24 protein-coding genes are annotated in these 24,786 nt (G+C 36.9%); 7 read left to right on the top strand and 17 right to left on the bottom strand.

What is annotated here, in order from left to right; genetic code table 11:
• Positions 1 to 342 precede the first annotated feature (342 nt).
• Positions 343 to 1,317 carry a hypothetical protein gene (locus AXA65_RS12095; RefSeq protein WP_063970357.1) on the top strand — a complete coding sequence of 325 codons (975 nt, stop codon included), beginning with the start codon at positions 343 to 345 and terminating at the stop codon, positions 1,315 to 1,317.
• Positions 1,318 to 1,323: 6 nt separating this feature from the next.
• Positions 1,324 to 2,400 (top strand): SMEK domain-containing protein, encoded by a 1,077-nt coding sequence (locus AXA65_RS12090; protein ID WP_063970356.1) that lies wholly within the window; start codon positions 1,324 to 1,326, stop codon positions 2,398 to 2,400.
• A 134-nt stretch (positions 2,401 to 2,534) separates the two neighbouring features.
• Here AXA65_RS12090 and AXA65_RS12085 read toward each other — a convergent pair whose 3' ends face one another.
• Genes AXA65_RS12085 through AXA65_RS12055 form a run of 7 tightly spaced genes read right to left on the bottom strand, consistent with a single transcriptional unit; the run spans position 2,535 to position 6,934 of the window.
• On the bottom strand, positions 2,535 to 3,344 hold the full coding sequence (locus tag AXA65_RS12085) for a PRTRC system ThiF family protein (RefSeq protein WP_063970361.1): 810 nt from the start codon (positions 3,342 to 3,344) through the stop codon (positions 2,535 to 2,537).
• Positions 3,344 to 4,069 carry a PRTRC system protein B gene (locus AXA65_RS12080; RefSeq protein ID WP_063970362.1) on the bottom strand — a complete coding sequence of 242 codons (726 nt, stop codon included), beginning with the start codon at positions 4,067 to 4,069 and terminating at the stop codon, positions 3,344 to 3,346. The genes AXA65_RS12085 and AXA65_RS12080 overlap by 1 nt, the downstream gene beginning before the upstream one ends.
• Before the next feature lie 25 nt (positions 4,070 to 4,094).
• Positions 4,095 to 5,273: a hypothetical protein gene (locus tag AXA65_RS12075; RefSeq protein ID WP_063970355.1), complete on the bottom strand. Its 1,179-nt coding sequence runs from the start codon at positions 5,271 to 5,273 to the stop codon at positions 4,095 to 4,097.
• 22 nt (positions 5,274 to 5,295) lie between these two features.
• Positions 5,296 to 5,514 carry a PRTRC system protein C gene (locus AXA65_RS12070; RefSeq protein ID WP_063970354.1) on the bottom strand — a complete coding sequence of 73 codons (219 nt, stop codon included), beginning with the start codon at positions 5,512 to 5,514 and terminating at the stop codon, positions 5,296 to 5,298.
• 17 nt (positions 5,515 to 5,531) lie between these two features.
• Positions 5,532 to 6,065: a PRTRC system protein E gene (locus AXA65_RS12065; RefSeq protein ID WP_063970353.1), complete on the bottom strand. Its 534-nt coding sequence runs from the start codon at positions 6,063 to 6,065 to the stop codon at positions 5,532 to 5,534.
• Positions 6,066 to 6,085: 20 nt separating this feature from the next.
• Complete coding sequence (locus AXA65_RS12060) at positions 6,086 to 6,514, bottom strand: hypothetical protein (protein WP_063970352.1); 429 nt, start codon at positions 6,512 to 6,514, stop codon at positions 6,086 to 6,088.
• 24 nt (positions 6,515 to 6,538) lie between these two features.
• Positions 6,539 to 6,934, bottom strand: coding sequence for a single-stranded DNA-binding protein (locus AXA65_RS12055; protein WP_063970351.1), 396 nt, complete (start codon positions 6,932 to 6,934; stop codon positions 6,539 to 6,541).
• 567 nt (positions 6,935 to 7,501) lie between these two features.
• Here AXA65_RS12055 and AXA65_RS12050 point away from each other — a divergent pair.
• Both AXA65_RS12050 and AXA65_RS20045 read left to right on the top strand, forming a co-directional pair.
• Positions 7,502 to 7,984, top strand: a complete 483-nt coding sequence (locus AXA65_RS12050; protein ID WP_063970350.1) for a transcriptional regulator — start codon at positions 7,502 to 7,504, stop codon at positions 7,982 to 7,984.
• 6 nt (positions 7,985 to 7,990) lie between these two features.
• Positions 7,991 to 8,242: a hypothetical protein gene (locus AXA65_RS20045; protein WP_185114325.1), complete on the top strand. Its 252-nt coding sequence runs from the start codon at positions 7,991 to 7,993 to the stop codon at positions 8,240 to 8,242.
• A 5-nt stretch (positions 8,243 to 8,247) separates the two neighbouring features.
• On the opposite strand, the gene AXA65_RS12040 is transcribed toward AXA65_RS20045, so the two are convergent.
• The 7 genes from AXA65_RS12040 to AXA65_RS12010 all read right to left on the bottom strand — a co-directional run bounded on the left by AXA65_RS12040 (position 8,248) and on the right by AXA65_RS12010 (position 14,854).
• On the bottom strand, positions 8,248 to 9,087 hold the full coding sequence (locus AXA65_RS12040; RefSeq protein WP_063970348.1) for a toprim domain-containing protein: 840 nt from the start codon (positions 9,085 to 9,087) through the stop codon (positions 8,248 to 8,250).
• Between the two features lie 420 nt (positions 9,088 to 9,507).
• Complete coding sequence (locus AXA65_RS12035) at positions 9,508 to 10,605, bottom strand: hypothetical protein (RefSeq protein ID WP_063970347.1); 1,098 nt, start codon at positions 10,603 to 10,605, stop codon at positions 9,508 to 9,510.
• Positions 10,606 to 10,695: 90 nt separating this feature from the next.
• On the bottom strand, positions 10,696 to 11,412 hold the full coding sequence (locus AXA65_RS12030) for an Lrp/AsnC family transcriptional regulator (protein WP_063970346.1): 717 nt from the start codon (positions 11,410 to 11,412) through the stop codon (positions 10,696 to 10,698).
• A 1-nt stretch (position 11,413) separates the two neighbouring features.
• Positions 11,414 to 11,665, bottom strand: a complete 252-nt coding sequence (locus tag AXA65_RS12025; protein WP_063970345.1) for a DUF3853 family protein — start codon at positions 11,663 to 11,665, stop codon at positions 11,414 to 11,416.
• Between the two features lie 159 nt (positions 11,666 to 11,824).
• Positions 11,825 to 12,091 (bottom strand): helix-turn-helix domain-containing protein, encoded by a 267-nt coding sequence (locus AXA65_RS12020; RefSeq protein WP_063970344.1) that lies wholly within the window; start codon positions 12,089 to 12,091, stop codon positions 11,825 to 11,827.
• A gap of 164 nt (positions 12,092 to 12,255) precedes the next feature.
• Complete coding sequence (locus AXA65_RS12015; protein WP_165596601.1) at positions 12,256 to 13,005, bottom strand: RteC domain-containing protein; 750 nt, start codon at positions 13,003 to 13,005, stop codon at positions 12,256 to 12,258.
• Positions 13,006 to 13,153: 148 nt separating this feature from the next.
• Positions 13,154 to 14,854: a helix-turn-helix domain-containing protein gene (locus AXA65_RS12010; protein ID WP_063970342.1), complete on the bottom strand. Its 1,701-nt coding sequence runs from the start codon at positions 14,852 to 14,854 to the stop codon at positions 13,154 to 13,156.
• A 257-nt stretch (positions 14,855 to 15,111) separates the two neighbouring features.
• Between AXA65_RS12010 and AXA65_RS12005 the strand changes: the two genes are divergently transcribed.
• The 3 genes from AXA65_RS12005 (at position 15,112) to AXA65_RS11995 (ending at position 17,344) form a co-directional block, all read left to right on the top strand.
• Positions 15,112 to 15,309, top strand: a complete 198-nt coding sequence (locus AXA65_RS12005) for a hypothetical protein (protein WP_063970341.1) — start codon at positions 15,112 to 15,114, stop codon at positions 15,307 to 15,309.
• 212 nt (positions 15,310 to 15,521) lie between these two features.
• Positions 15,522 to 16,997 (top strand): DoxX family protein, encoded by a 1,476-nt coding sequence (locus AXA65_RS12000; RefSeq protein WP_063970340.1) that lies wholly within the window; start codon positions 15,522 to 15,524, stop codon positions 16,995 to 16,997.
• Positions 16,998 to 17,059: 62 nt separating this feature from the next.
• Positions 17,060 to 17,344: a hypothetical protein gene (locus AXA65_RS11995; protein ID WP_063970339.1), complete on the top strand. Its 285-nt coding sequence runs from the start codon at positions 17,060 to 17,062 to the stop codon at positions 17,342 to 17,344.
• Positions 17,345 to 17,385: 41 nt separating this feature from the next.
• Here AXA65_RS11995 and AXA65_RS11990 read toward each other — a convergent pair whose 3' ends face one another.
• Genes AXA65_RS11990 through AXA65_RS11980 form a run of 3 tightly spaced genes read right to left on the bottom strand, consistent with a single transcriptional unit; the run spans position 17,386 to position 24,305 of the window.
• Positions 17,386 to 19,896, bottom strand: a complete 2,511-nt coding sequence (locus AXA65_RS11990) for an alpha/beta hydrolase family protein (protein ID WP_165596600.1) — start codon at positions 19,894 to 19,896, stop codon at positions 17,386 to 17,388.
• A gap of 13 nt (positions 19,897 to 19,909) precedes the next feature.
• The gene (locus tag AXA65_RS11985; protein WP_063970337.1) at positions 19,910 to 21,277 is read right to left on the bottom strand and encodes a RagB/SusD family nutrient uptake outer membrane protein; all 1,368 of its coding nucleotides are present in this window, start codon (positions 21,275 to 21,277) and stop codon (positions 19,910 to 19,912) included.
• Between the two features lie 4 nt (positions 21,278 to 21,281).
• On the bottom strand, positions 21,282 to 24,305 hold the full coding sequence (locus tag AXA65_RS11980) for a SusC/RagA family TonB-linked outer membrane protein (RefSeq protein ID WP_063970336.1): 3,024 nt from the start codon (positions 24,303 to 24,305) through the stop codon (positions 21,282 to 21,284).
• Between the last annotated feature and the right edge of the window lie 481 nt (positions 24,306 to 24,786).

The following is a 24,786-nucleotide window of genomic DNA, read 5'->3' as shown; positions in this document are numbered from 1 at the left end:
GGTTTTGTTTTCAGTAGAAAAAAGAATAGACTTAAAATTGAATTAATGTAATAATGCACTACGAGTATACTTAATAAAAATCAACGTAAGAATATATTAAAACCAAAGGAAAAATGGCAGACAATTAATACATTTGGCAAAACTATTAAAGCTAAAAACTTGGTGGCAAAAATTTTCTTTGAAATTGTAACAAAGTAATTGTAACATCAACAATGTATAAACCCAAATTATGTTTGAAGATCTTATCAAGGAATTCGGAACTGGAAAGGGAAAAAAGACATCTATTCCGGTAAATAAAATTGTTTATCAAGGAAAATTCAGATATACTAAAGCTGTTTAATTATGGATAATAAACCGGCAGAAAAATTAGGCGAAAGCTATATCAAATCTCGATTGTTAAAATATGATTTTGAAATACATTCAGAATTGTCTTATGACAAAGATGGTGCTGATTTTATGCTCACACAGAAACTTGACAGCGATAAACTGCATTTTATTAGGATACAGAGCAAATCGAGAAAGATAAAAAGTAGTACAAACGTAAGAATACCAAAGAGTTATATTGGTAGAAACTTCGTGTTATTTGTTTATATAATCAACGAACATAAAGAAGAAAATTTATTTTGTTTTTTACCAAGTGATTTTAGCATTTTTACAGAAAAAGTGTCAGAATATACATTAAGTATAACAACCAAAAAAATTAATTTCTTAAAAGACAATTACACTTTTGACCAAGACAAGGCAGAAAAAATCAATGCGATATTCGCTGAGTTAAGGGAGAAAAAATACATATCAGTAATTATTGATGGCATCTTTCTTCAGGAATCTTTAATAGAAACAAAAAAATTATATGCTGGGATCTGGAACAGGGATTTCGAAGAGCCATCACTGAAAGATCTGGCTGAAAAAATTCTAAAATATAACAGATTTGTAGATCACAATAATGATATCGCTTGCTATATATACATAAGCAACCACCATAACTTAGAAGATCACATATTGATAGACCCAAGAAATAGTAGTTTTAATTATAAAGGCATTTTGGTCAAAACCTCTATAACGTATACTAGCGAACTGGTTGCCTTCCAGATTATGGATGATATTGAACGATTTAAGCAATCCAATAACATTCTTTTAATCGCTAACGATATCATTTATGAGCGCTTCTTATCTGATCTCGATGTTGATGTAAAAAGTGTTATAGTAGCCAGATTAAAAATAAATGAGCGACCTAATGAGATGTACGTCGACTATAAATGGTTTGACATCAGTTATCCTATTGGTTTAGCAATAGGTTTAAAACCCAATGAACTGTAATTAAAAATGGATAGGGAAATTCTATTAAAAGAAATTATCGCCGAACTAAGTATTCTGAAGTACAAATTGGAATTATTATCAGAATCCAATCTTTATGATGCAAATATTATTTATGAGTATCATATAAAAGAAATTCTTAATATAATGTTTGAATGGAAGTTAATAAATTCGAATGAAAATAAGAAAAACAGCCCGGCAATTGATTTGGAGGACATTGATAATTCAATTGCGGTTCAAGTGACTTCCTCAAGCAAAAAATTGAAGATACAGGACACCTTGAACAAGTTCTTTAGTAATAATTTAGATGCAAAATATAAAACGTTAATAGTTTTCATCTTAGGGAAAAAACAAAATAGATATAGCAATCTTTATATCAAAGAAGCTTTCACGTTTGATCCAAACATACATATTCTTGATTTTTCCGATATCAATAAAAGAGTAGCTTTTCTTCCAATTCAAAAGATGAAAAAGATCAGAGATATTCTTAAAAACGACAAGCAACAATCAAATAAGCTGGATAATTCTAAAAATATTTTTAAATCTATACAGTCAACCAGAAAAAAAGTTGTGAAGAACTTTTTAAGAACCTTGGATACAAAACAAGATCAACAGATAAATTATTACGACCCTTCTCACAGCATTATTTGTTCTGAAGTACTTGTTAGATCCATTGAAGACAGAAAATATCCAAATTTTGATGAAGATTCAGAAAATAATGAAGTTCCTAGTTGGTATAAATCATTTTTTCAAAAGATTGATGAATATTACATCGAAGTAGCTTTTTTAGGATATTGTGAGATTGTAGTCAATGAAAAGAATGAGTGGAACTATCTTAATGATCGATCAAAAGACTCTGTTTCAAAAAGTTTAGTAATTGTAAGAGCTGGAATCGTACAACGAATTCCCTATGAGAATATTTTAGATATTGAGATGGCAAATGATGACCCAATAATCTATGTTCACTACATAGATGGAAAGCCATTTAACGAAGAACTTCCTTACATAAGAGGTTATTACAGAAGTGAAAAAGATTACCAATACACCACCTACTTTGAACTGGAACATCAGAATATAAACCTTTAATTAAATCCGCAAGCTCTTTTCAAAAACATATAGGGAATTGACAAGGCAATGATTTTGAAATGTGCTTGCTCCGCTTTGGCAAAAATGCGATTTCGACCACAGGAAGAAATTGCATTTTTTCCGCCCGATTTTTGTCAGGCGACTTTGATCGGTTGGGATTGAAACGTTTTTAAATTGAGAAAAAAACCTTTGTTTTCGATAAATCCATTACGAAATAAACTCCACAACAAAGATGTTCCCATTTGGGCTAACGTTGAATTGATGTACAGATCCTGTTTTTCCAAAGCTTCCGCAAGACTGCAGCTTGGTGTATCATCCTGAGATTCTGAAATTTTCAGTAAATCCCCGAATTCATCCGTTATAAACGGAAGACTTTCTACAGTGTCAAATTTTTCTGAATCAGGTTGTTTTATTTTACCAATTGTAGAAAGCAAAACCTGTCCCGACTGTTGACTGTTTCCGAAGTCTATCCAGTACCTGCCTTTACTTCGATAATAGCCTCCGATTTCTTTTAATTCGTTAAGGATTTCAGCAATGTTGAAGCGTGACTGTATACTATCAACACAAGAAATATAGATGCTGGACTGTTTATTTATATCAAAACCTCTTAAAATGTCTTTTTCAAAATTGCTTGTTTCAGCCTTCCAATTAGTCCCAAAAAATCTATTAGTCCTATTGATCAAGGCGGTTGATTTGTACAATCCAGATTCACTTTCTGCAAATAATTGTCTGCCGAAATTAGCGGCTGTAACCACATCATTATCCCATAATCTCACCCAAAGACCAGGATGACCGAGTTCTGTCAATGCGTGATTCATTCTTGCCAACGCAATCAAAACCTGAGAACCTGTACCACCAGCACCAATCAGATTTACAGTCACAGGGTTTGGCGGATCAAGTAACTGGTTATCAATAAAATGAACTTTTGGCTTTTGTATATTGATCATTGCAGGATATTTTTTAAATTAAGATTGGCATCAACTAAAACATTGATAGGAAAAGGTTCGTTCGATTCAATCAGTCTCTTCCAGAGATTCACGCAATTTCCTTTAACCGGATTATGATTCAGCATCAGATGGCTGAAATAAGAATTAAAAAAGCAGTTCTCCCAATTCTCAATAAATTCTTCCAATGAGGCTGAATTTTTTATTTTGACATCTACCGACCCCATACAGACATTTCCATTTTGATAGACATTGAAAAATGGCGCATAAAAAACATTGGTGGCTTCATCGGGTCTTTCATCTGACAACAAAGCAAATATTTTCAATCCCTGTTTGTCGGCAATCCAAAGCAAAGGCGGAACATTTGCTTTACCGTTTGGAATTTCTAAATTTTCTACGAAAAAAAGTTCTTTTTGCTGTGCTTTGGTAAACCACACCACCCTACCTTTTTCAGAGGAATCTATGTAAAGAATGTTCGAGGACAAAATTGTTTGAGGCTTTAAAAAGCTTCTTTCCTCATTACTTCTTACCTTTAGCATTTTAGAAAGTCTATTTGCTTCCCTCACTGATAATGGATGTGCATTGGCAAGATTTCCATTCTTATCCATATCAAAACTTTCTACATACATATCAGAAGTAGACTTATCTGCCTGATAAAATACAAGTGCTGATTTTGGATGGTAAAGAATTCCAAAATTGCCTGTAATATCCGTGGATTGATTCATATTTTCCATTTTCTAATTCATTTGTTTATCCCAAAATATTTATCAGATCTGTTACTATTCTAAAAAGACGATCTTCAAAATCAAGATTGACATTATCGAGAGATTTTCCATTGAAGGTTTTAATGATGACGGGTTCCTGCAGTTCGGCATATTCATTAAATTCGTTATTGATACCATCAACAAGGTTTTGATAGACCGAACCGTAATCATTGGCAAAAAAAGAAATGTATTTGTCCATTGTAATGACTTTCTCTTCATCATCCTCACTAACATAAATAGTTTCTTTCATTGACAAATTATTAAAATGGGCATTTCTGAAGATGCTTTCATTGGGATAATCAGAATAAAGTTCAAATGTGCTTTTTGCAATCTGAAAACATTTTCTGTCAAAATCATCTGTTGGCTTGAATGTGTTTATTCTCTCCATAAAAATTTCTAAATTTTTATCATTTGAAATTTTCTGCTCCATATAATCACCTATCATTTCAGCTTGCAGTAATTCTTTTCGGATAATGTGATTTTCATCTATTTCTTCATCATCACTTAGCCAATCGGAAAGCATTTCATAATTCCAATATAAATAAGAGCCCTGTTGTCGGTAGTAAGGAATGTCGGCATTTTTGTACAGGTAGGAACAAACAGATAAAAGCAGTTGTGCTGATTTTTTCCTGGTTTTGTTTTTCAATAAATGATAAAGTGGAATTACAGGAATATAAAAAAGTGTGGTCGAAGTATTGTACCGTTCTTCGCTGATCAAGTATCTTTCATCATTATCTTGCACCAATTGAAGGCTATTGAAATGAGGTTTGTTTTCTCTCAACATTTTAGCGGTATGCCATATGGAAAGTGCGATATTATAAGGATATTTAAAATTCCCGACAGGTAACTGATCAATGTTGTAGTGCTTTGTTAGCTGATTAAGGGATTTAAAAAAATCCCTCTCAGTCTTTTTAGCATTCTTACTATTCTCACATACCTCTGTATTCTCACTAATCATCATTTTTGGTAAAAATCTTATTTTTAAAAAACCATTGGAAGATGTGCTATCGGAACTGACTGCCGTTTGTCCTGCCGAATCTCGGAACTGTCTTTTTCCTGCTTCATCCATTCTGAAAATGCTCTTAACTGTTGAAACAGTTTTTTTTGTTCTCTGTCTTCGGATGGTTTTAATTTTCCCGAAATAATTTCTTTTGACATTATTCATTTTGTTTATTTAATTGTTAATCCTACCCTTTTGTACCCATCACACTTTCAAAATGGTAGTGGATGAAATCCTTTACTATTTTAGGTGCTGATACTTTTGCGGTAGTTAAAATCGGGTAAGCATTGCTGTAAAAATTCATTACAGCTTCGACACTCCATTTAGGTTCGGGGTCGGTCAACTGTATTTCCTGTCCATTATCGTTGATGATAAAGACTCTCTCTAATTGTGTTGCAAGTAACATTGATTTTCATTTTAAAGTTAAGTTTGAGAATGGTCTCCCGAAAAAAGGCTTGGGGCAAAATGTTTTTCATACTCGTCCTGTTTCTTTTGAATAATTTCAGCATATTCCGGAAATTCAGAAGCTTTCGGAAGTGCTGTCCAGGCATCTTTATACTTTTGTTCTTTTTCAAGTTCCTCGGCTTTCAGCAAAGCATCTTTATACTTTTTATCCTTTGCATCCTTCTCCTTTTTCATTTTCTCGGCTTTTTCTTTTTCCATAGCCGACTTCTTTTTAGCTTCTTCAAGTTGTTTCATAAAAGCTTCCATATCCACCATTAGTCCCGAAACGGTTTGTAACGGTGTCGTTACAGTTTCAAAAAAGCCATTGTCTAATTCTTCTGCTGTCCCTCTGAGATTAAGAGGGGGAATTGTCTTTCTTGCTTCGTCACCGCATTGCTCATTATTGAGCAATACGGAAAGAACGAAACTGTTATCTGTATTTTCTCGGAGGATCATCTGTAGATCCCCTTTGAGATTAAGTTTAGCGATCTGCCTAAAAAAATTGGTCTGCATAATATTCTTTTATATGATTATCAAGTCAGTTCATTCAATGAAAATTCGCAAGTCCAGAATTCATCCCCTAAATTCTTTTCAAAGCAGCTGTAAACGGCGTTACCATTACTGAAAACCTGCATCTGATAACTGGACATTTTAAAATCAATGCCTTTCAGCATTTTCAATTCTTCTGCATTGGTTTCAATAAAAAGCATATTATTTTCTGAAAGCCATTGCTGAATTTCTGGATGATCTTCATCGGAGTAGCGAAAAAAATCGACTGATTCATCTTTGTAATTGAGCCATTTAAAGGAATCATCATTTTTAAATGCGGTCATTGCAATGATCCTTTCTTTTTGTCTGACACGCCATTGCTCGGTTGTATGAACGATCGCAAAATCACAAAGTTCAGATTCATTGAAAGCCTTTACTAAAAGGTAATCTGTTGGTATGTTTGATATTTTCATTCTGTTGGTATTATTGGTTAGTGATTAAAATGGCAGGTCATCATCATTTTCGCCCTCTGTAACAATTGCTTTCTTTTGTTTCGGATCATTTGTTACAACTGTGTCTGTTTTTTGACCACCACCGTGTAATTTGATGTTTGAAGTATGGAAATTGAGACCTGACTTAATTTCTCCGTCCTTTCCTATCCACGCATTGGAACTCACTCTGCCTGTTAATTCCACCAATGTTCCTTTGGTAAGGATGCTCGCTACCTTTGGACTTATCCAATAGGAGCAATTGTAGTAGGTCGCCTGTTCTACACGTTCACCTTGTTTGTTCTTGTAGCTTTCATTGATTACTACTGAGAAATTCACTACTTTTTTGTCACCTTTCAAAGTGTTGATCTCTGCGTTTTTTGTAATTCTGCCTACGATGTTCATAATGTTTGATTTAAAATGTTAATAATTATTTTTTGTTGATTGATAAATTTTCGATTTGATTGATTTGGCTTCGAGGACACTCGGTTTTTTTCTTTTTTTGCTTATATCCAATTGGAAAAGCATAATTTTTATTTGTTTTATTTTATTTGTTTTTCCGTTGATGTCAAAGAGGGTCTGTTATTTTAATTGATTCGTATAACTGAGGTTCCGGCTTTTTCTTTGCCGATGATCATAGGAAAGTATCAGGCACACAAAACCCCAACGCTTGAAATTTCTTGAGCGTTGGGGCTAGAAATATTTTTGTCCGAAGGATTCAGGAGTGTCTGAAAAAATTATTGGAGCTTGTGGAAAGAATTTTTATAGAAACCCAAAAATATTTTTTTGAGTGAATGATGCTGTCCTACATTTGCATTAGTAAAAAGCAAGACATCAGTTCGAATCGACTAAAACAGACAAAACGACATTTCGGAAATGTGAAAAATTCAACGTCAGAAAATATGCTTTTAGTGATAGTTTAAAAAATAAAACCCCGAATAATATGTAAACAAATTTGTTTATATTTGTGTTATGAAATCACTGTTAAAATACAAAGGAATACATCCGGGAATCGTTCTTGAGCGGGAGCTTGAAAAACGTTCGCTTAAAAAGCGCCCCTTTGCTTTGTCTATCGGTGAATCTGCTCAGGCAATCAATAATATAACCAAAGGAAAAAGAAAGATTCCTGTTCCGCTGGCATTAAAAATCGAAAAACAACTTGAACTTGAGGAAGGGAGCATCGTTATCCTTCAAAGTTATTATGACATCAAACTTGAAAAGGAAAAAATAAAGGATACACCGAAGCTTTCAATACTTCGAAAATCTTTATTTTGGGATACTGATATTAATAGGATCGATTGGAACAGACAGCATAAAGCTGTTATAAGACGAATATTTGAGCGCGGAAATGATGAGGAAAAAAACGAGACCATTCGTTTTTATGGTAAAATAAAAGTAGAGGCAGCGTTACAAACAAAAACAACGCTACCGATGAAGCTGCACAAAAAATCATAACATTATATGTATTATAATACCGTCAATGATTTACTGAAAAACACTTTGCAAATCCTAATGGCTTCAGAGGTTTTTGCGGATTTCAGACTTGTAGGAGGTACTTACCCTTACTCTCACGACAAAGATTTGATCTTGAAGAATTTTATTGACTTAAGCGCTGCAGATGATGATTTTGACCCTTTCTGCCTACACGGAAAGTACTGGGAATTTATTAAAGAAGATATTGAAGAGGCTGTCAACAAATATCTCAATTCATAATTTTCTTAATAATTACAGAACCATTCATTCAAATCCTTAAAGCCCAGATACAGCAAAGAACAATCTTCCACATTTTTATAATTCTTTTGAATGTTTTCTTTATTTGTTTTCCCATTAGAATCATTATCCAGAAAAAGAGAAATTTTATGATAATCCTTCAACTCGTTTTCAACTTTGAAGAACATTGCAGTGGAGTTTAAGATAAGGTAATCGGCAGTTTCACTTCTAAAATTTTTAATGGTTAAATAGGTCAGAAAATCAAAAAAGCCTTCAAAGACTATCACTTCACGAAGAGTGTTCAAATCATTCTTTATTAAAGTAACATCCTTCCTTCCAAGACACAATTTGGCGTATTTATTTCGCACCTCTACTCCACCTGAAATATTAAAAAAACCAATTCCGAAATATTTTTTACCATTCATTTCATAATGAATCTCTTTCACCAAATCCTTCTGATCTAAAACTTTTCGGGATTGCAGGTATTGAACAAGCGCAGCGTGCCGGATTTCACTTACTTTCAAGATGTGATAACTTGAAGTTTTTAATAATTCCCCATCAACCTTATCTTCTTGGAGAGAAAAATTAAATCTTTGTAGATATTTCAGGGCTTCAGAAACAGAGCACTTGTTGATGACCTGAACAATTGAAATGACATCGTAGATCTTTCCTGTTCCGAAATCAAACCCTTTGTTTTTGATGTAGTCAACCGAAAAACTTGGTATTTTTTCTTCCCTGTCCAAAGCATAATAAAAAGCCGTTTTACGGTTCTCTTTCACAGGAAAAATATTGAACGACTCCAATAGTTGTCTGATACTAACTTGATCTTTGATTTGTTCGCAATTCATTTTTTTCTTTTTAATGCAAATTTTTTATCCACATTTCCCTTTTATTAAAAAAAAACACTTTTTATTATTTTTTAATATACTTTTAGTGATCTGCCGGATCGCCTTTTGAAAGGGATGATGACATCTCTTTGGAATGAGTGCAATTCCGAATTTCGGATGAGCGCAATTCCGTAAAACGAATGAGTGCAAATCCGAAAAAACAATAGTTACGGAATGAGCGCAAATCCGATTTGGATTTTCTTTTCTTATCATTTTCTAAAGTATGCGCACCTACCAAAATTATTTTCCATTTGTAATGAGTGCAATTCCGAAAACTCATCTCAAAAATTTCAGATTTTAACAATGTGTTAACTTCAGAGAGTGCCATTCCGAATTCCGGATGAGCGCTATTCCGAAATACAGATAAGTGCAATTCCGAAATCAGATAATAACAGGATAGCCATTCGGCAGCAATGTTCCCATTTTTGTATTTCTGTACACAACAACCAAATTTTCCTGAATTTCATTCAGAAAAGCTTTCCCTTTATAGGCTGTAGATTTAAATTCTTTCAACCGAGTACTTCTTATAAATTCACTAAAAGCCTTTTCTATAAGCTCTCTGGTTTGTGGAATATTCCTATACTGATAAGAGAACTGAACCATTTCCTGCTCCTGCAGATCATATCTTTTTCTGAAATACCTTAATCTTCGGGTCATTTCAAGCTGTTCCCTATTATTTAGCGATAAATCAATATCTCTGATCATATTTGTTTGGTATGGAATAATAAATATAGAGTCTCCTTTGTACCTGTAATGGAACGACAGATTATTGTGTTGGTCAAGACTCAATCTGGCAGGTTTTAGGAATTTGAAACAAACATCATTAGCTGTTTTATAGTTTACACCGAACTTTCTGTTCAGAGATGCGAGCTTTACAATAGTTCCTTTCTCCGGAAGCTTTGACAGCCAAATGGCGAAAATAATATGTTTATTGTTACGGATATTATACACCAGATTATACAGCACGTAGTTGTATTCCGGAATAACCATTAGTTTTTTCAGCCAATAACTGCTGATCAAGAATGAAGTGTAGCCTCTGTGATCATAGCTTGGTGTTGAGATAAGCCCGCCAAAAGTTTTAATTTCTTTACCTTTCGAATTCACGGATTTGTACCAGCTCATTTTAAATTTTGCGAGGAATTCGTAGGCATCTATAACCTGCTTGCTGGAACCGCTTGGCGAAATCTTATTGTTTCTGATCTTCATAGAAGCGAAGATGTTGTTCTCAGTTTCAAATTCTTCGTCAAATAGTGAAAGCTGTTTCGGGCGGTCTTCCGGACGAAACTGCTCACTGCTTATTATCGAAACGATATTAAAAATAACACGTAAAGCATTGATAGGTATATCCGCAGCTTCGTGATCCTCAAAAATAAAATCATCCACAAAACCATTTCCTAAGCGGATCCGATCAGGAATTCTCTCATTTTTATCTTCAAAAATTTTCTTGATTAATCTTAAATTCTTTTCATTTTCAGCCATATGACGATCTTACTTAACAAGCTTTTTACATTTTTGTTCATTAAAAGGTAATGACCATTCAAGATTGTCATTACAACATTTCAACGTGTATTAGGGAAACTTTGGACGCTTTATATCAGGGATTGATTTTGCTGAAAGCCCATCTGTATCTATAGAATTATTGATAAAGGGCAGAGCACTTTTCAAGGAAGATTTCCAATTGGTGATGGGTCTTTTTAAATTATTGGTCCAGCCATTATTGATCCAGGTTTCATATTTTTCCCTGATACCGGATTCTAATTGAGGATCAAACGCATCTAATGTTTGCGCATAGTCCAGAAATTCGGAAAAGGAAGGAAAACCTATATCCTTGTGATCTGATTGCGATTCAATTAATGCTTCACTAGTATCAGGTTGATTATTTTCCAAAATTTGAAGCACCAACTCTCTTTGCAGAAGTTCTTCTAAAAGGACGTAATCATTTTGCTCTTTCTTAATATCATCATTCTCTTGTTCTGCTACTTTTAGATTATCCTCCACTGAAAACTGCAATGAATTGTTGAGCAAGATTCTGTAATCACAAGGATGCCCTTTTTGAGTTTTAAAATCAATCAATCCAGCTTTTTTAAGCTTTTGTCTGATCTTGATCACTGTTTTTCTTGACAATCCTAATTCCCTGCCGACAACAACATCTGAAATTTTAAAGTCGTACCGGTCATTTTCGTTAGAAGTTTTAAGAAGAAATAAGTAGGTTGCAATGGCAGTTGATCCAAGCGGTTCATTCGTGTTGTAATCCCAGAAACGTTGGATCAATTCAAGATAATACATTCTATTTTTTACCAAATAATTCCAGGGCCTTTTCTTTATCGATGATAATAATATTGCCGTTTTGTGTAATGGCCTTGTCCAGAAGTCCAGATGACTTTACCTCTGAGGCTTTTGAAACAGAACAACCCAGGATCTTCGCCAGACCCTTTAATCCATATTCATATTTTTTTTCATAACCGATATTTTTTGAAACCTGTAAAAATTCTTCTACAGTCAGTTGCCAGATTGGCGTTGTTAAATCTATATTTTTCATTGCTTATTATTTTTAATTTTTTAATTTTACCGTTGATCTACCCAGAGGAAAATTTTCATTTATTAAAATTTTGTTGCTGCAAGGGAGATCTAAAATGTAAGCGGATGCTAAAGAGTTGCTTTGAGAAGTGAAGTGATCTGTGATATTTAAAAATTTTCTTCACGAACTTTTACGATCACTTAAAAGCTTTTCAATATCCTTGTAATTATAATACAATATCCCTCCTACCTTGCTACAAGATAAAATTCTGTTTGCCCTAAGATTTTGTAGCGTTCCTGAAGAAATATTAAGTAGATCTTTAACTTCTGAAGTCCGAAGCCATAGCTTTTGTTCCGTAGTTTTAATATGGAACATATTACTAAGCTCTTGGATCAATTCATTTTTAAACTTGTCCAGGTCGTCTTTTGTAAGAATGTTTATCGTCATACTTTTCAATTTGTTTTGTTTTGACAAATTTTAAAAATATGCAGTTAATTTTTTCGGTAGTCATTCGGTAGTACCGAGAGATTGTCCTAAAATGCCTTTAAAAAAAGCATCTGTGAATTAATTGTGGATAAATGCCGAGAAACATCAATCATCAAATATGCCCTTTATGCATCAGTGTCTATAAAGAATTGACTTAAATTTTCCTGTAATAACTGTAGAAATTTGATTCTGTTATTTTTTCGTGATTTGATCTCAGAAACGATCTTATGGAAATTATTCAGGTCGATATCCAATAATCTTTCGAATATTTTGATGGTTTCACTTAGTTCAATTGTTCCTGCATTGAAGCATCTGCTATGATGTAAACCATAGATTAGTTCAACAAGATTCACCTTAGATGATGACCATTCCAGCTTTTTGAATTTTTGCAGATCTTGCCACTGGTCAGTCTGCAGTTCTGTTATTCTGTCGTTCATATATGATGTTATTTTCTGATTGCCCAATATAGTGGCAACCTTATGATCGTGCGAAGTTGTAAATTCATGATCGAAATTATGCAATTGCTGTGGCAATTTCATTTTGAGGTCGTATGAGTGGCGAACGAAATATTTATGATCAAGATAGGTAGCTTCCCTGATATAATAATTATAGAAGTACTTATCATCATCATATTGAATTTCCAATTTTCTGATTTCATTAAGGTAAAATTTTTGCAGTAACTTTTTACCATTGTGCGGCTTTTCGGATTCCAAAGTAAGGATATGTTGATAGAATAGAAATTCCGCGATGAATTTTGGTTTAAGTTCCTTAAAAAAATACACTTCATCAGCAATTGAATCGAATTGATGCTTTGTAATTTGACTTTTTAGTTTCCTGACGACATCATCAATATGTATCAAACAGCTTTCAGCCATTTTCAATGTGTTTTTTTCTTCCTCACATATACGCTCTAAGTCTTTACTAAGATCAATAAATATTTTGTGTACACTTTTTAAAAATTTGTTGTTTACCATGTCCTTTTTTTTAAAAAAATATACAAAATTTTCAGAATAAAACCCCTATTTAGAGTAATTCCTGATCCTGTTTGCGTTTCCTAATATAGTCTTGAGGTCTGATTCCATTGATTTCATAAAAGAGGTCTGAAAAACTTTGACGGGTGGCAATACCACATTCTTCGGCTAACGCCTCATTGGTATAGAAAAGGAATTTCTTATTGGAATTAAGGAGTTCCGTTATATAATTGATCCTAAGTTTATTAAGATAGTTTTTGAAGTTGGAACCTTTATACTCATTGATGTAAATGGATAGATAAGAAGTATTGGTATCGATCTGGGAAGCAAGACCTGCGATTGTTAGGCCCTGTTGTACAAAACCCCTCCTACTTTCAAATTTAATTATCTTCTCGGTCAGATCTTTGCAGACCTCAGGTGACAGTACAGATTTCCTTTCGTTTTCAACGACTTTTTCAATGACAATCGCTCCAATAGCATCTCCGTTTAATTTTTCCTGCAATTTCTGATATTTCAACAGGATTGCTTTTTCTCTTTTATAGCGCTGAACAAATAGCGCTATAAAGAATGTCGCCATCATTGATAGAAAAATGATCATTAGCAACCTTGATCTACTTTTGTTCTCAAGATATTCCTTTTTCTTCAAAAGTGCTTTGGTATCATATTCTTTATGGATCCTTGGTGACAAATAAGTAAAATTCTTTGTGATCACGCTGTCTACCGCAAGTAGTTGATTGGTGTAGTAAAGTTCTTTTCCAACATTCTTCTTTTTTCGATAGTGTTTGATCAAGATCTCATAATTCTTTCTTAATTCCGGAAGTATAAACCGATGTCGGTTAAAGATTGAATCTACCTTCTCCATCTGCATCAAGCCTTTTTTCTCGTCATTGATCATATAGCTTTTACCGAGATAGAAATACGCAACAGATGCCCAAGAAAAATCCTTACTGATCAATTCAGGTAAAGATGATTCCAAATCGATAATAGCATTGTCATATTTATGGTGACTCAATTCAGAAATACCACGACACTTTAGCAGGTAACTTCTTTCAAGTGAAAAATCCTTTTCCCTGTTTATCTTTGATATTCCAATATTGATCAAACTATCAACAGTTTTAAGGTTTCCTATATTTCTGTGACATATTATCATTTGATGGAGCGAATTATAATAACCTCTCTTGTAATTATAGATCTCATTATTATTTGATGATTTTTCGCCCTCGCACTCAAAAAAATTAATGCAACCATTAAAATGCACAATAGCATCTTTGTAATAGCCTAAGTAGCTTTTTACCACTCCAAGATGATATATGACCTTATATTTTAGGTACTTGTCATTCGTCTTTGTAGAATATTCATAGGCTTTGAGATATTGATCGAGTGCCGGTTCATATTTTTTGTAGTTAAAGTAATAGATGATGCCTTTTCCAAGATAGGCCAATGTCAGAAGGGAGTTGTCTCTGGATTTTTCCGCAGCATATATCATACTGTCAGAATAAATCAGCTTATCCCTGGCATGCGGCGTGTAGAATACAGCATCCCGGTAAGCCTGTGTCAACTCTTCATAGTTCAGATCTCTCTTTGCCTCTCTTATATAATCATTGACGAATGGCAGGGCACGTATATCATTCTTATTGAGATTTTCAAATTGCGATCTGATACCACTATAGTTTTTTTGCTCTGTCGATTGAGAAAATAATTTCACAAAGAACAATAGCATTAAGATCAAGATATTTCTGCTCAGGATATTCATATAACATCTAACCAAATTAGTACAAAAAATAATAAAATCATCGCTTTTATCCAAGACTATTGCTAAAACAGCACAAATAAACACATATAATTAATTTTAAAGCAGTTACAACTGTTTTTAGATGTCAGCATTTATAAAACACGACGTCGGGCTTTACAAAATGGACCTACAAACAGTTTTTTATTACTCGACACACGTCTATTTTTGAACTACTAAATCGATTTGAACGGCCGGGATGATCATTAAATTTTAAACAAATGAAAAGTATTATCCTTCAATTAATTTTAATCATGAGTGCAATTACTTTACAAAGTTGCAGAACTACAGATGAGATAAGTTCTCAAACCACAGACGACCTTCAAGGTCTTGAAGATCTTAAAAAGAAGACTGACTCCACCAGCGCAAATCTAGTACCTGACCCACCGGTAAAAGATGGTCAGGACTGGAGACACTAATTATTTTATAATTAAGAAACAATGATTCCCCGTACAACTACCATTACCTGCTATACAGACCTACCATGTCCCGCCAGTGGTATTTGGGAAAGTATGGGGAATTTTAAAACCACTTGTCCTGTAACTAAGGGCTGTAAAATGCCTTATTACTGTAATCAGAAGACTGTTTGGAGATTGGTTCAAACTGACTAGAAAACTCTAAAAATACTGCAATGAGAAAGTTTGCCTTATTATTTACCAGCTTCGTAACCTATTTCTTCATCTTGCTTTTTGTCTATGCGAGTGTGAGCAAACTCATGGATTTTGAAAACTTTCAAGTTCAGATCGCACAATCTCCGGTCATGAGTCCATATGCTGGCCTCGCTTCTTATGCTGTCATTATCATTGAACTTTTTTTTGCCGGATTACTGGTCTCTGAAGCAACCCGCCTGCTTGGACTTTATTGTTCATTGGGGCTAATGACATCCTTTTCCGTCTATATTTATGTGACATTAAATTACAGTGAATCCGTTCCGTGCTCCTGCGGCGGGATTCTGGAAAAATTAGGATGGAGGGAACATTTGATTTTTAATATAGTTTGTGTTATAATATTGACTATCAGCATTATCATATTTGAAAAATTCAAAGACAAAAGATCAGTTCAATATGTTTGTAAAATTATAATGACCGTATTGGTAAGTGGATTATTTGTCGTTTTTACTTACAGGTCTTCTGTTTATGTTATCAAGAAAGAAAATAATTTCACAAGAAAATTTATCCCCCATGCGATTGACTATCCTAAAATGACTGACCTAAAAAATAATTCGTTCTATTTTGCAGGATCTTTAAATGACACTCTCTATCTCGGAAATACCACTGCCCCTCTGATAATGGGGAAATTGGCTCCAGAGTTTGATCATCTTATTTTAGATACGCTGGATATTGATAATAAAAATTTAGCATTCAGTTCCATCAGGCTTCAGGTCGAGTATCCCAACTATATGATCTCCGATGGTAGAGTTCCAGTGATATTTGAGGGCATATTTCCTCAAAACAGCGCTACATCTAAAATGACAGAAAAACTTTTCTTTTCCCAACTTTTATGGATCGGTCCGTCACATTACATTTTCAGAACCCATCATAAGCTGAAAAATGAGAATACGGTTGGTAGTGTTATGCTAAATAATAAAAATGATAAAGTTAAGTTCAATCATCAATTCCTGGAAAAGCAGATCGACGGGTTGTTCGACACTGATGGCATACTGGTCAAAGATGGGAAGACGCAAGAATTTATCTATACCTACTTCTACCGCAATGAATACCGAAGAATCAACAGAGACCTAAAATTCCTAGGCAATGGGAGAACCATTGACTCAACTTCAACTGCCCAAATAGAGGTAAAAAAAACAAAAAATGGGGAGATAAAAATGATCAGACCACCTTTGAAGGTCAATAGCTTACAGTATGCATACGATGGGCTTCTCTTTAACGTATCAAATCTTAAGGGGAAGCATGAGTCGGATAACATTTGGAAAAAATCCAGCATAATAGATGTTTATGACTATAGAAAAAATGATTACCTGTACAGCTTTCCTGTCCAAAATGTCGACGGTAACAAGGTCAGGGATATCCTGGTAACAGAACAGTATTTCTATGTCTTGATAAGTAATGATATCATGAAGTACAAGCGCATGTACAAACCACGCTGATCAGCGTAAAGGGTAAAGCCGAAGACCCCAACTGTAGGCACAAACACATCAAATTTAATATTATGAACACTTTTAGAAAGCACTTTTTAAGTGCCGCTGTCATCCTAACAGGTATTGGAACAGCTTACGCCAGTAATTCAGGAAACAATACTGGAAAAAAAATTGCACCAATGGATGGTTACATTTTCAATCATTCAGTTGGAAGCTGCGAAAAAGTAGCAGAATGTGACACACAACCAGGACCTATATGCACCGTGGGAAACATTCCAGGTCAGCCACAAGCATTTGGACTTGATTCACCTGGAGATTTCAATACTTGTAATGTTGAACTCTCTCAACGTCAATAATCATTAAAAAGCTGCTGTTCTCATGAACAGCAGCCTTTTTTTTATTCCAACAATGGTGTGATCCAATCAGCCGGTCTATTATCTTTAAGAAAATGATCCATCCACTGCCACCCTTTCACATTGACATCAAATTGGTTTTCTCTTTTCATTAAAGTATGTTTTTCTTTGTCATATTCCATCAAGATTCCTTTTTTACCAAGGCGTTTCAATCCCAAAAAGAAACTCCGAGACTGGTCTGGCGACACATTGCCGTCATCCTTCCCCAACCACATCAATATTGGCTTGCTCATGTTTTTTAGATGATAGATCGGTGAGTTGTCCAGATATCCCTGGTAATTATCAAAAAGATTTTTTACCATCCTGTTTTGCTGTTTTTCCACCCTGAAGTAATTTGGCAGTTTAAAATCCCTGTAGAATTCCATAGCATAACGTGGAAGGTCGACTAGACTCACACCTGCAAAACCAGTAACGAACCATTTGTCCTGAGTCATTAAGAATGTTGTTTCATAACCGCCAAACGAACTGCCTGTGACTGCCATCTTTTTGATATCTATCGCTTCATTTTTGTTTAGAATACCAACCAGTTTCTCAACCGAATGTGATATTGAACGACCGATATGTTCAGGTTCATATGCAAGATCGGGCAGTAGAACAAAATAGCCACTGTAAACATAGTGCATCGCATTGAATCCCTGATTTTCGTAAAGATCCGGAATTAAAAATCTCAAAGCATCTTTCGATTTGTTTTCATAAACATCAAAGATCAGAGGATATTTCTTTTGGGAACTGTAATTGACCGGATATAGCAATGCCGCATTGTGAACCTTTCCACCAACTTCATACTGAATCATTTCCTTTTTCAAGTAACCCAAATTCCCATTATCAATGCCTTTACTTGAATAGATTAGCTCAGATCTTTTATTTTTCAGGGAATAGACAGAGAGAGGCTTTCCGTAAGATTTCGATGTGTAGACCACAGAGCCGTCAGCTACAAATATATTTTTGACATCATCATCGATCGAGAAAAGTTCACTGAGCTTTGATGTCTTAAGATTGAACTCGGCAATCCCTGAATTATAATTTTTATTGTTAAACATTTTAAACAGGATCTTATGATCCAGATTGATTTCTGGGTTTCTTTCCATGTCCCAATTTGTTGAGCCTCTGAAAAAACTTGGATCCCTTGAAATAGTGTAGCTCACATTACTTTCCCTTCCGAAGGTCAGTCTTTTGACGTTAAGCTTGACTAGGTCCACCAAGAAAAAATCATAGGCATCATTGATCAGATATTTAGCATAATGGTTTGTAGGATATACACTTCCAGAAGGATCATCAGAAAGACCGCTGTTATAATCGCTGACAAAATATGATGGCGCCTCAAAAGCTATCTGATCGACTTTTCCATCATTTGTATTCTCGATCCACCAACGCCGGTCTTTGAAGTAGATCATACGCCCAGTAGGTGTATCATAATGAAAATTGATCCTTCTTATGTAGGGATTGTCGATCCTGACACGCTTGCCTCCGAAATCTCTTTCTATTGTTAATTGATAACGCGGGTTACCTAAAGAATCGACCTTATCAACTGACGGATCATAGGAAATAACAGTTCCCTTATCATCCGCGAAAAATTGCTGTGAAAAAACATCTTCGCTTTGCGGTGATCTTTTCCAAATTTGCCTGTCCAAATCATAGATCGCCACCTGCATCATTGGTATACGATAAATACTGTTCTGGTTGGTATATAGTATCTGCCCTCTGGTCTTTGTCCTTTGCCGTTCTTTTTTTCTTACTGGAAGTAAAAGATAACGGTCATTTTTTATTTCAGCAGTAGACAATGACAAGCTATCGATGTAGAAATCCTCAGGCAGTACTATTTTTTCAGATTGCCTAGAACCTTTCACAGAGTACCTGTTCAGGAAAAACGCTCCCCTCAGATTTGATATCGACACTATTTCTTTCTTGGACGATTGCAGCCACAAGACCTTCTCAGAAATTTCCCAATCTGAGGTCTGCAATGACCTGAGGTCCATTTTAAAGATCTTATTTTTTGTAGCAAATACGATCACTGGCTGATCTTTGAACATTGATAACTGTTCGATCTCTTTAAATGAGCTGACGACCTGAAGATCGACATTATAGAGCCAAGCTTTCCTTTGCTGTTTATCATACAAGATAAACTTACCAACTTTTTGAAATGGAATGTAGATAAAGTTTCCCTTAATTTCCCTGTATAAACCATTTTTAAGATGTCTAATGATCGTTTTGCCCTGCAACTGTGCAACCATGATATCACCACCAAAGAACCTGTAGCTAAAAGCCGCTTCTATCGGCTGGGTTTTCTTAGATTGCAGGTTTACGATGAAAGCCCTGTCAATATCATATTCGTTCCTGTCGGTCACAATGCCAAATTTATGATCCGGACTGACGGTGAGCATTTCGGAACTGTAGAATTTCGAATATGCCTGATCCGCCAATTTAGCTGAATCCTCAGTGATCTGCCCCGTCAAACCAGAAACTTTAAACAGGAACAGCACGAGCAAAACTGTCAAAATATTATTCTTTTTAGTAACCATTGTTCTGGGGTAGAAGATTCTGGTTCAACAAAAGTTCGCTCTCGGGCAACGGCAGATCCTGATTAAATGTCCTCCATTGGGGCTTGTAGAAAGCAATCCAGACGTCCAAAATTCCAAGGCGTTTAAGATCATAGAAGCGATGACCGAACTCAGTGAACAGCTCATGCTTCCGCTCGTTGAGGATCGCTGACATCAATTGGGATTCATTGCTGTAGGTCAGTATAGGCAAACCCGCACGTGATCGTATCACGTTAACATCTGCAACAGCCAATAAATTAAGGTTTTTCTTGAGGTAGGCCTCTGCGCGTATCAGATATTGCTCTTCGACCCGAAGTACGATCGAATGCTCAAGGGTGGTTGCAGAAACATTGGCCTGCTTGTATTTAGAAGCAAAAAAGAAGGTGTTTTGCTGAATATCATTTTTCGAACCGATCCAGCTTTGTCTTCTCTTGTCAGACACTTCAAAGGAATTCACAAGATCCAGTGTCAATGACACCTGTGTAGGTGGCGCAGATAGCAATGTGTATAGAGCACCTTCCCTCGTATTGTTCCCTGCCCTGATCGGTTCTAACTGCCAGATGGAACTCCTGCTCTCCTTTTTAAAGGTCTTGGCGAGATCGGTCTCTACTACGTAGGCCCCGTTTGAAATTACCTTGGAACTCGCTGCGATTGCCAGATCCCAGTTTTGCAAATACAAATGAATTCGAGACTGTAGGGCATAGACAGCCGTTTTCGTAGGTCTGATCCTTGCAACAGCATCTGATTGCTCAGACAATAAGCGTTCAGATACTGACAGATCCTCCAATGCCTTTTGCATCACTTCGGTCACGCTCTTTTTATAAACCGTCGTATTTTCACGGTAGTCCACCGAGGTCACATAGGGAACACCACCGTAGGTCTGTGTCAGGTAGAAATGCAGAAAAGCCCTTAAGAAATAGGCCTCGCCCAAAAGTTTGTCCTTTACAGCAGACTCGATCCCTGCCGATGCATCCAAACCGGCTATGATCCTGTTGATCGCGTAGACCTGAGCGTAGGAATCATTCCATAAATTCTTGATAGCAGTGGATTGGGGATTGACCGTTGTGCGGTAGAACTGAGACAGATTCGAGGTATTGACCTCGTAGGAAACAAGCTCATCAGCATAGCATCCCATATAGACACCCCCGCCCGTGGAAGAACCTGACAGGAAACCCTTTTCCTCCAGAGACCTGTACACACCGGCCATGGCAGCTTTTGCCAACTGGGCATCTTCGAAGATGAGGTCAGCTGTCAGCTGGTCATTCGGGAGATCAACCTCCAAAAAATCACTGCAGCTTAGCGCAGCAATGGAAAGAAGCGTAAAAAATATCTTTTTCATAGTATTAAAATTTGATGTTAAAGCCCATTGAAAACATTTGTAATGGTGGTGTAAAGCCAGAAAGCACAGATTCAGGATCAAGGTCCTTATATTTTGTCCACGTCCAAAGGTTTTGTCCCTGAAGAAAAACAGAGACATTCATCAGTTTTAGAAAGTCTTGCGGAATGTCATACTGCAGGGAAACATTTCTCAACCTGACATAGAGCGCATTGCTCACACTGGCATCACTATTAGTAAAGTTTACGGCCGCGGTTGTCAAAGCAGCATTGGCGAAAGTTGTCGGTTTTTGGTATTGCGCATTCGGATTGTCAGGCGTCCAATAGTCCAGAAACTGCACAGGAAGATTACCCACCGCCCCTATACTGGCGGCGTATGTTGCACTGTTGTTAATATCCTGATCAACGATCTGAATCAGAAACTGCAATTTCCAGGATTTGTACTGGAACATATTCTGTATCCCGGCATCCCATCGCATACCGATATTTCTGATGACCGTTCTGTCATTGATGTCCAGCTTACCATCTTTATTGATATCCTCAAACTGATAGATACCAGTTACAGGATCGACACCCAGATAATGGTAGAGCTTGCGTATGGATGTCGAATAGCCCAGCACCAAAGTATTGGCATAAGTGGAGCCCTGAAGGTTCGGAAACTCGACCAATTCATTTTTCGGCAGGGACATATTGATCATTGAATTCCATTTGAACTGCCCTTTGACCAGATTTCTGGATTCCAGAGTGAACTCCCATCCCCTGTTTTGAACGGTGGCATTAAGATTTCCCTGTATCGAGGCAAATCCCGTTGTCCCCGGAAGCGGGATACCAACCAACTGGCTTGAACTTCTGTTGCTATAATAAGCACCTGTAAAGTTGATCCTGTTGTAGAACAGACCAGCCTCAAGGGCAACTTCAATTTTTCTCGTCTGCTCCCATCCGAAATTGGGATTGAACAGGCGCACCGGTGAGATGCCCTGCGTCCCATCATAGGCATAAAGTCCAGTCTGATAAGTATCAAGGTACTGATAATCCCCTATAAGGTCACTCCCTGCCGTTCCATAACTGCCCCTAACTTTACCGAAGCTCAACCATTTCATATTCTCAAATATCTTCTCTTTTGAAAACAGCCAGGCAGCACCCACAGCCCAAAAGTTCGAATACCTGTTGTCCGTTCCGAACCTGCTTGATCCGTCGCGCCGTCCCGTCAGGTTCAGAATGTATCTGCCATCATATTGGTAGTTGATCCGACCGTACAGGGACTGGTAATGGTATTTCAACGCCCCGGCACTGCTGACAACGATCGTTTGGGCCGAGCCGATATTCTCTATCAGTTCATCCGACGCAAAGTTGGAAGCATACAGTACCTGCCCTGTGGTCTTCTGTTCCTGAAACGTGGTCCCCACCAATATCTGCAACTGGTGATTTCCCAAAGTCTTGTCATAGCTCAGCTGAGGTTCCAAGATCCAGCTTGAACTGTTATTCTCCCCCTTTCTGATGCCTGACCGCTCACTTCCAATGTTGGTTGATGGATTGTAGAATGTCTTCGGATAGATCCTCTGCTCACTGGTCCTGTTATCAGTATAGCCGCCGTTGAGCTTGAAGACCAGATCATCAAACAACTTGTAGTCCAGAGAAAGATTTGAGATCAACTGCTTAGAGTTGGTCTTGTAGGTCTGTGTTGCCGCAGCCATGGGATTGGTAAACGTATTGTTCTGCCAGTTGAGGCTTCCATCCCCCTTATAAATATCCGGGGCATTGGGCGCAAGCCCTGTGTAGATCCTGTAAAAATCCGTAGGTGGCAGAACGTTGCTTTGGGTGGTGTAGTACGATGAGAAATTCACTGAAAATCTTCTGTTGGGGCTCTGGTGTTGAAGATTGATCCCAGCATTATTTCTCTTATAGCGGTAGTCACCCGGAAAGACAGAGGTCTGTTCCTCGTGCGCGCCTGTAAGATTGAATTTGGTGGTCTCCGTACCACCGGACACACTCAGATGATGCGAACTCTGTTCGGAGGGATTGCCTATAAAATATTTCTGCCAGTTCGTATAGCGGTCATTGCCCCACACACCATTGACATCATAGGCATTCGCAGGCAGGTTCTGGATGCCATCATTCAAGAAGGCCTGTTTCCTTAGCCTGATGTATTCCTCCGTTGACATCATCTTGGGAAGCCTCGCTACCCTTCCCAAACCATAAGAAGAATTATAGCTCACCTGGGTCTTGCCTTTGACCCCTTGCCGTGTCGTTACAAGCACCACCCCATTGGCACCTCTGGAGCCATAGATGGCCGTAGCATCGGCATCTTTCAGGACCTCGATGCTCTGAATATCATCAGGGTTGATCGCATTCAGCGGATTGGTATCAGAATAAGGCAGGACAGAAGAGGCCAGTCCCGATTTGAACTCGTTTCCGGTCGGGATTGGAATGCCATCGATGATATACAGCGGCGAATTAGCGTTGAACCCGCTGGTGTTGTAGGTACGAAGTGAGTTGCGCCCTCTGATCTGAACATCAAAGCCACCTCCGGCAGTTCCGCTGTTCTGGACAATACTGACACCCGCCATCCGTCCCTGCATCGCAGAAAGTGCATTGGTGACAGGCTGGTTCTCGATATCCTTAGACGTGATCTTGGCAATACTTCCGGTACTCTCCCGTTCTTTCACCTTATAGTAACCTGCATTGAGAACGACCTCCTCGATCTCGTTCTCGAATGAACCACTGCCCAAGGCGACATCGACCACTATCCTGTTTCCCAAAATGACTTTCCGTTCCGGATAATCAGTATGCTTAAAGACGAGGACAGGATTCTCTCCTGATACCTGAACCCGATAGACACCCGATCCATCGCTCACAGCAACAGCATCACTACCCTCCTGAAATATACTTACCCCTGAAATCGCTTTATTATTAATATTATCTGTAACAGTGCCTGTGATCACACGCATCTGCCCTATTGCTACGCCGGAGGCTAGCAAGGTGAAGCCAAAAGCCAATTGGATATGACTCAGGCTGCAAAAGTTTTTTTTCATACTTTTGAATAGATTTAATTCGTTAAATTTTAGGCTCTCTTCTGCACTGCGTAAATTCCACAATACTCATAGTGCTAAGAGGGCTTTCTTGTTTCTATGGCTAGTTCTTCTATTTTATACTATCTGTTTCTTAAAAATCAATATTTTTTCTAGCATTAACATAATGTATTTCGATGATGCTTGGGAGGAAGCCTCAGTAAGGACATAGCAAAACCTCCTGCCCCAGCACATCTTAAAAAATTAATATGAATGAAAATTGTGTCGCGTGTTAGCTTAAAAGCCGCAATGAGTTGTACACCCCATTGTATCGTTCAGTCTGATACTATATCTTGAGGAAGCTGCTTAGGTTTAATTGTAGAGAAAAGCGGACAACATTGGAAATAAAACAGCGTGGAACTCTACTTACCGCATCAGAGGTACTGGCATACCTTTACCACGAATAAGAGAGCCCACGCTTAATGCGTGAGCCTTCTACTTATCC

It is taken from the genome of Chryseobacterium sp. FP211-J200 (assembly GCF_001643375.1).
GTDB classification, from domain to species: Bacteria; Bacteroidota; Bacteroidia; order Flavobacteriales; family Weeksellaceae; genus Epilithonimonas; species Epilithonimonas ginsengisoli.
Note: the sequence above shows the minus strand (reverse complement) of the source record. Positions and strands in the feature narration are given on the sequence as shown.

Excerpts from the sequence above, each read along its gene's own strand:
- AXA65_RS12095 (WP_063970357.1), top strand. The coding sequence starts at position 343 with ATGGATAATAAACCGGCAGAAAAATTAGGCGAAAGCTATATCAAATCT.
- AXA65_RS12090 (WP_063970356.1), top strand. The coding sequence starts at position 1,324 with ATGGATAGGGAAATTCTATTAAAAGAAATTATCGCCGAACTAAGTATT.
- AXA65_RS12080 (WP_063970362.1), bottom strand. The coding sequence starts at position 4,069 with ATGAATCAATCCACGGATATTACAGGCAATTTTGGAATTCTTTACCAT.
- AXA65_RS12075 (WP_063970355.1), bottom strand. The coding sequence starts at position 5,273 with ATGAATAATGTCAAAAGAAATTATTTCGGGAAAATTAAAACCATCCGA.
- AXA65_RS12070 (WP_063970354.1), bottom strand. The coding sequence starts at position 5,514 with ATGTTACTTGCAACACAATTAGAGAGAGTCTTTATCATCAACGATAAT.
- AXA65_RS12065 (WP_063970353.1), bottom strand. The coding sequence starts at position 6,065 with ATGCAGACCAATTTTTTTAGGCAGATCGCTAAACTTAATCTCAAAGGG.
- AXA65_RS12060 (WP_063970352.1), bottom strand. The coding sequence starts at position 6,514 with ATGAAAATATCAAACATACCAACAGATTACCTTTTAGTAAAGGCTTTC.
- AXA65_RS12055 (WP_063970351.1), bottom strand. The coding sequence starts at position 6,934 with ATGAACATCGTAGGCAGAATTACAAAAAACGCAGAGATCAACACTTTG.
- AXA65_RS12050 (WP_063970350.1), top strand. The coding sequence starts at position 7,502 with ATGAAATCACTGTTAAAATACAAAGGAATACATCCGGGAATCGTTCTT.
- AXA65_RS20045 (WP_185114325.1), top strand. The coding sequence starts at position 7,991 with ATGTATTATAATACCGTCAATGATTTACTGAAAAACACTTTGCAAATC.
- AXA65_RS12040 (WP_063970348.1), bottom strand. The coding sequence starts at position 9,087 with ATGAATTGCGAACAAATCAAAGATCAAGTTAGTATCAGACAACTATTG.
- AXA65_RS12035 (WP_063970347.1), bottom strand. The coding sequence starts at position 10,605 with ATGGCTGAAAATGAAAAGAATTTAAGATTAATCAAGAAAATTTTTGAA.
- AXA65_RS12030 (WP_063970346.1), bottom strand. The coding sequence starts at position 11,412 with ATGTATTATCTTGAATTGATCCAACGTTTCTGGGATTACAACACGAAT.
- AXA65_RS12025 (WP_063970345.1), bottom strand. The coding sequence starts at position 11,665 with ATGAAAAATATAGATTTAACAACGCCAATCTGGCAACTGACTGTAGAA.
- AXA65_RS12020 (WP_063970344.1), bottom strand. The coding sequence starts at position 12,091 with ATGACGATAAACATTCTTACAAAAGACGACCTGGACAAGTTTAAAAAT.
- AXA65_RS12015 (WP_165596601.1), bottom strand. The coding sequence starts at position 13,005 with ATGGCTGAAAGCTGTTTGATACATATTGATGATGTCGTCAGGAAACTA.
- AXA65_RS12010 (WP_063970342.1), bottom strand. The coding sequence starts at position 14,854 with ATGAATATCCTGAGCAGAAATATCTTGATCTTAATGCTATTGTTCTTT.
- AXA65_RS12005 (WP_063970341.1), top strand. The coding sequence starts at position 15,112 with ATGAAAAGTATTATCCTTCAATTAATTTTAATCATGAGTGCAATTACT.
- AXA65_RS12000 (WP_063970340.1), top strand. The coding sequence starts at position 15,522 with ATGAGAAAGTTTGCCTTATTATTTACCAGCTTCGTAACCTATTTCTTC.
- AXA65_RS11995 (WP_063970339.1), top strand. The coding sequence starts at position 17,060 with ATGAACACTTTTAGAAAGCACTTTTTAAGTGCCGCTGTCATCCTAACA.
- AXA65_RS11985 (WP_063970337.1), bottom strand. The coding sequence starts at position 21,277 with ATGAAAAAGATATTTTTTACGCTTCTTTCCATTGCTGCGCTAAGCTGC.
- AXA65_RS11980 (WP_063970336.1), bottom strand. The coding sequence starts at position 24,305 with ATGAAAAAAAACTTTTGCAGCCTGAGTCATATCCAATTGGCTTTTGGC.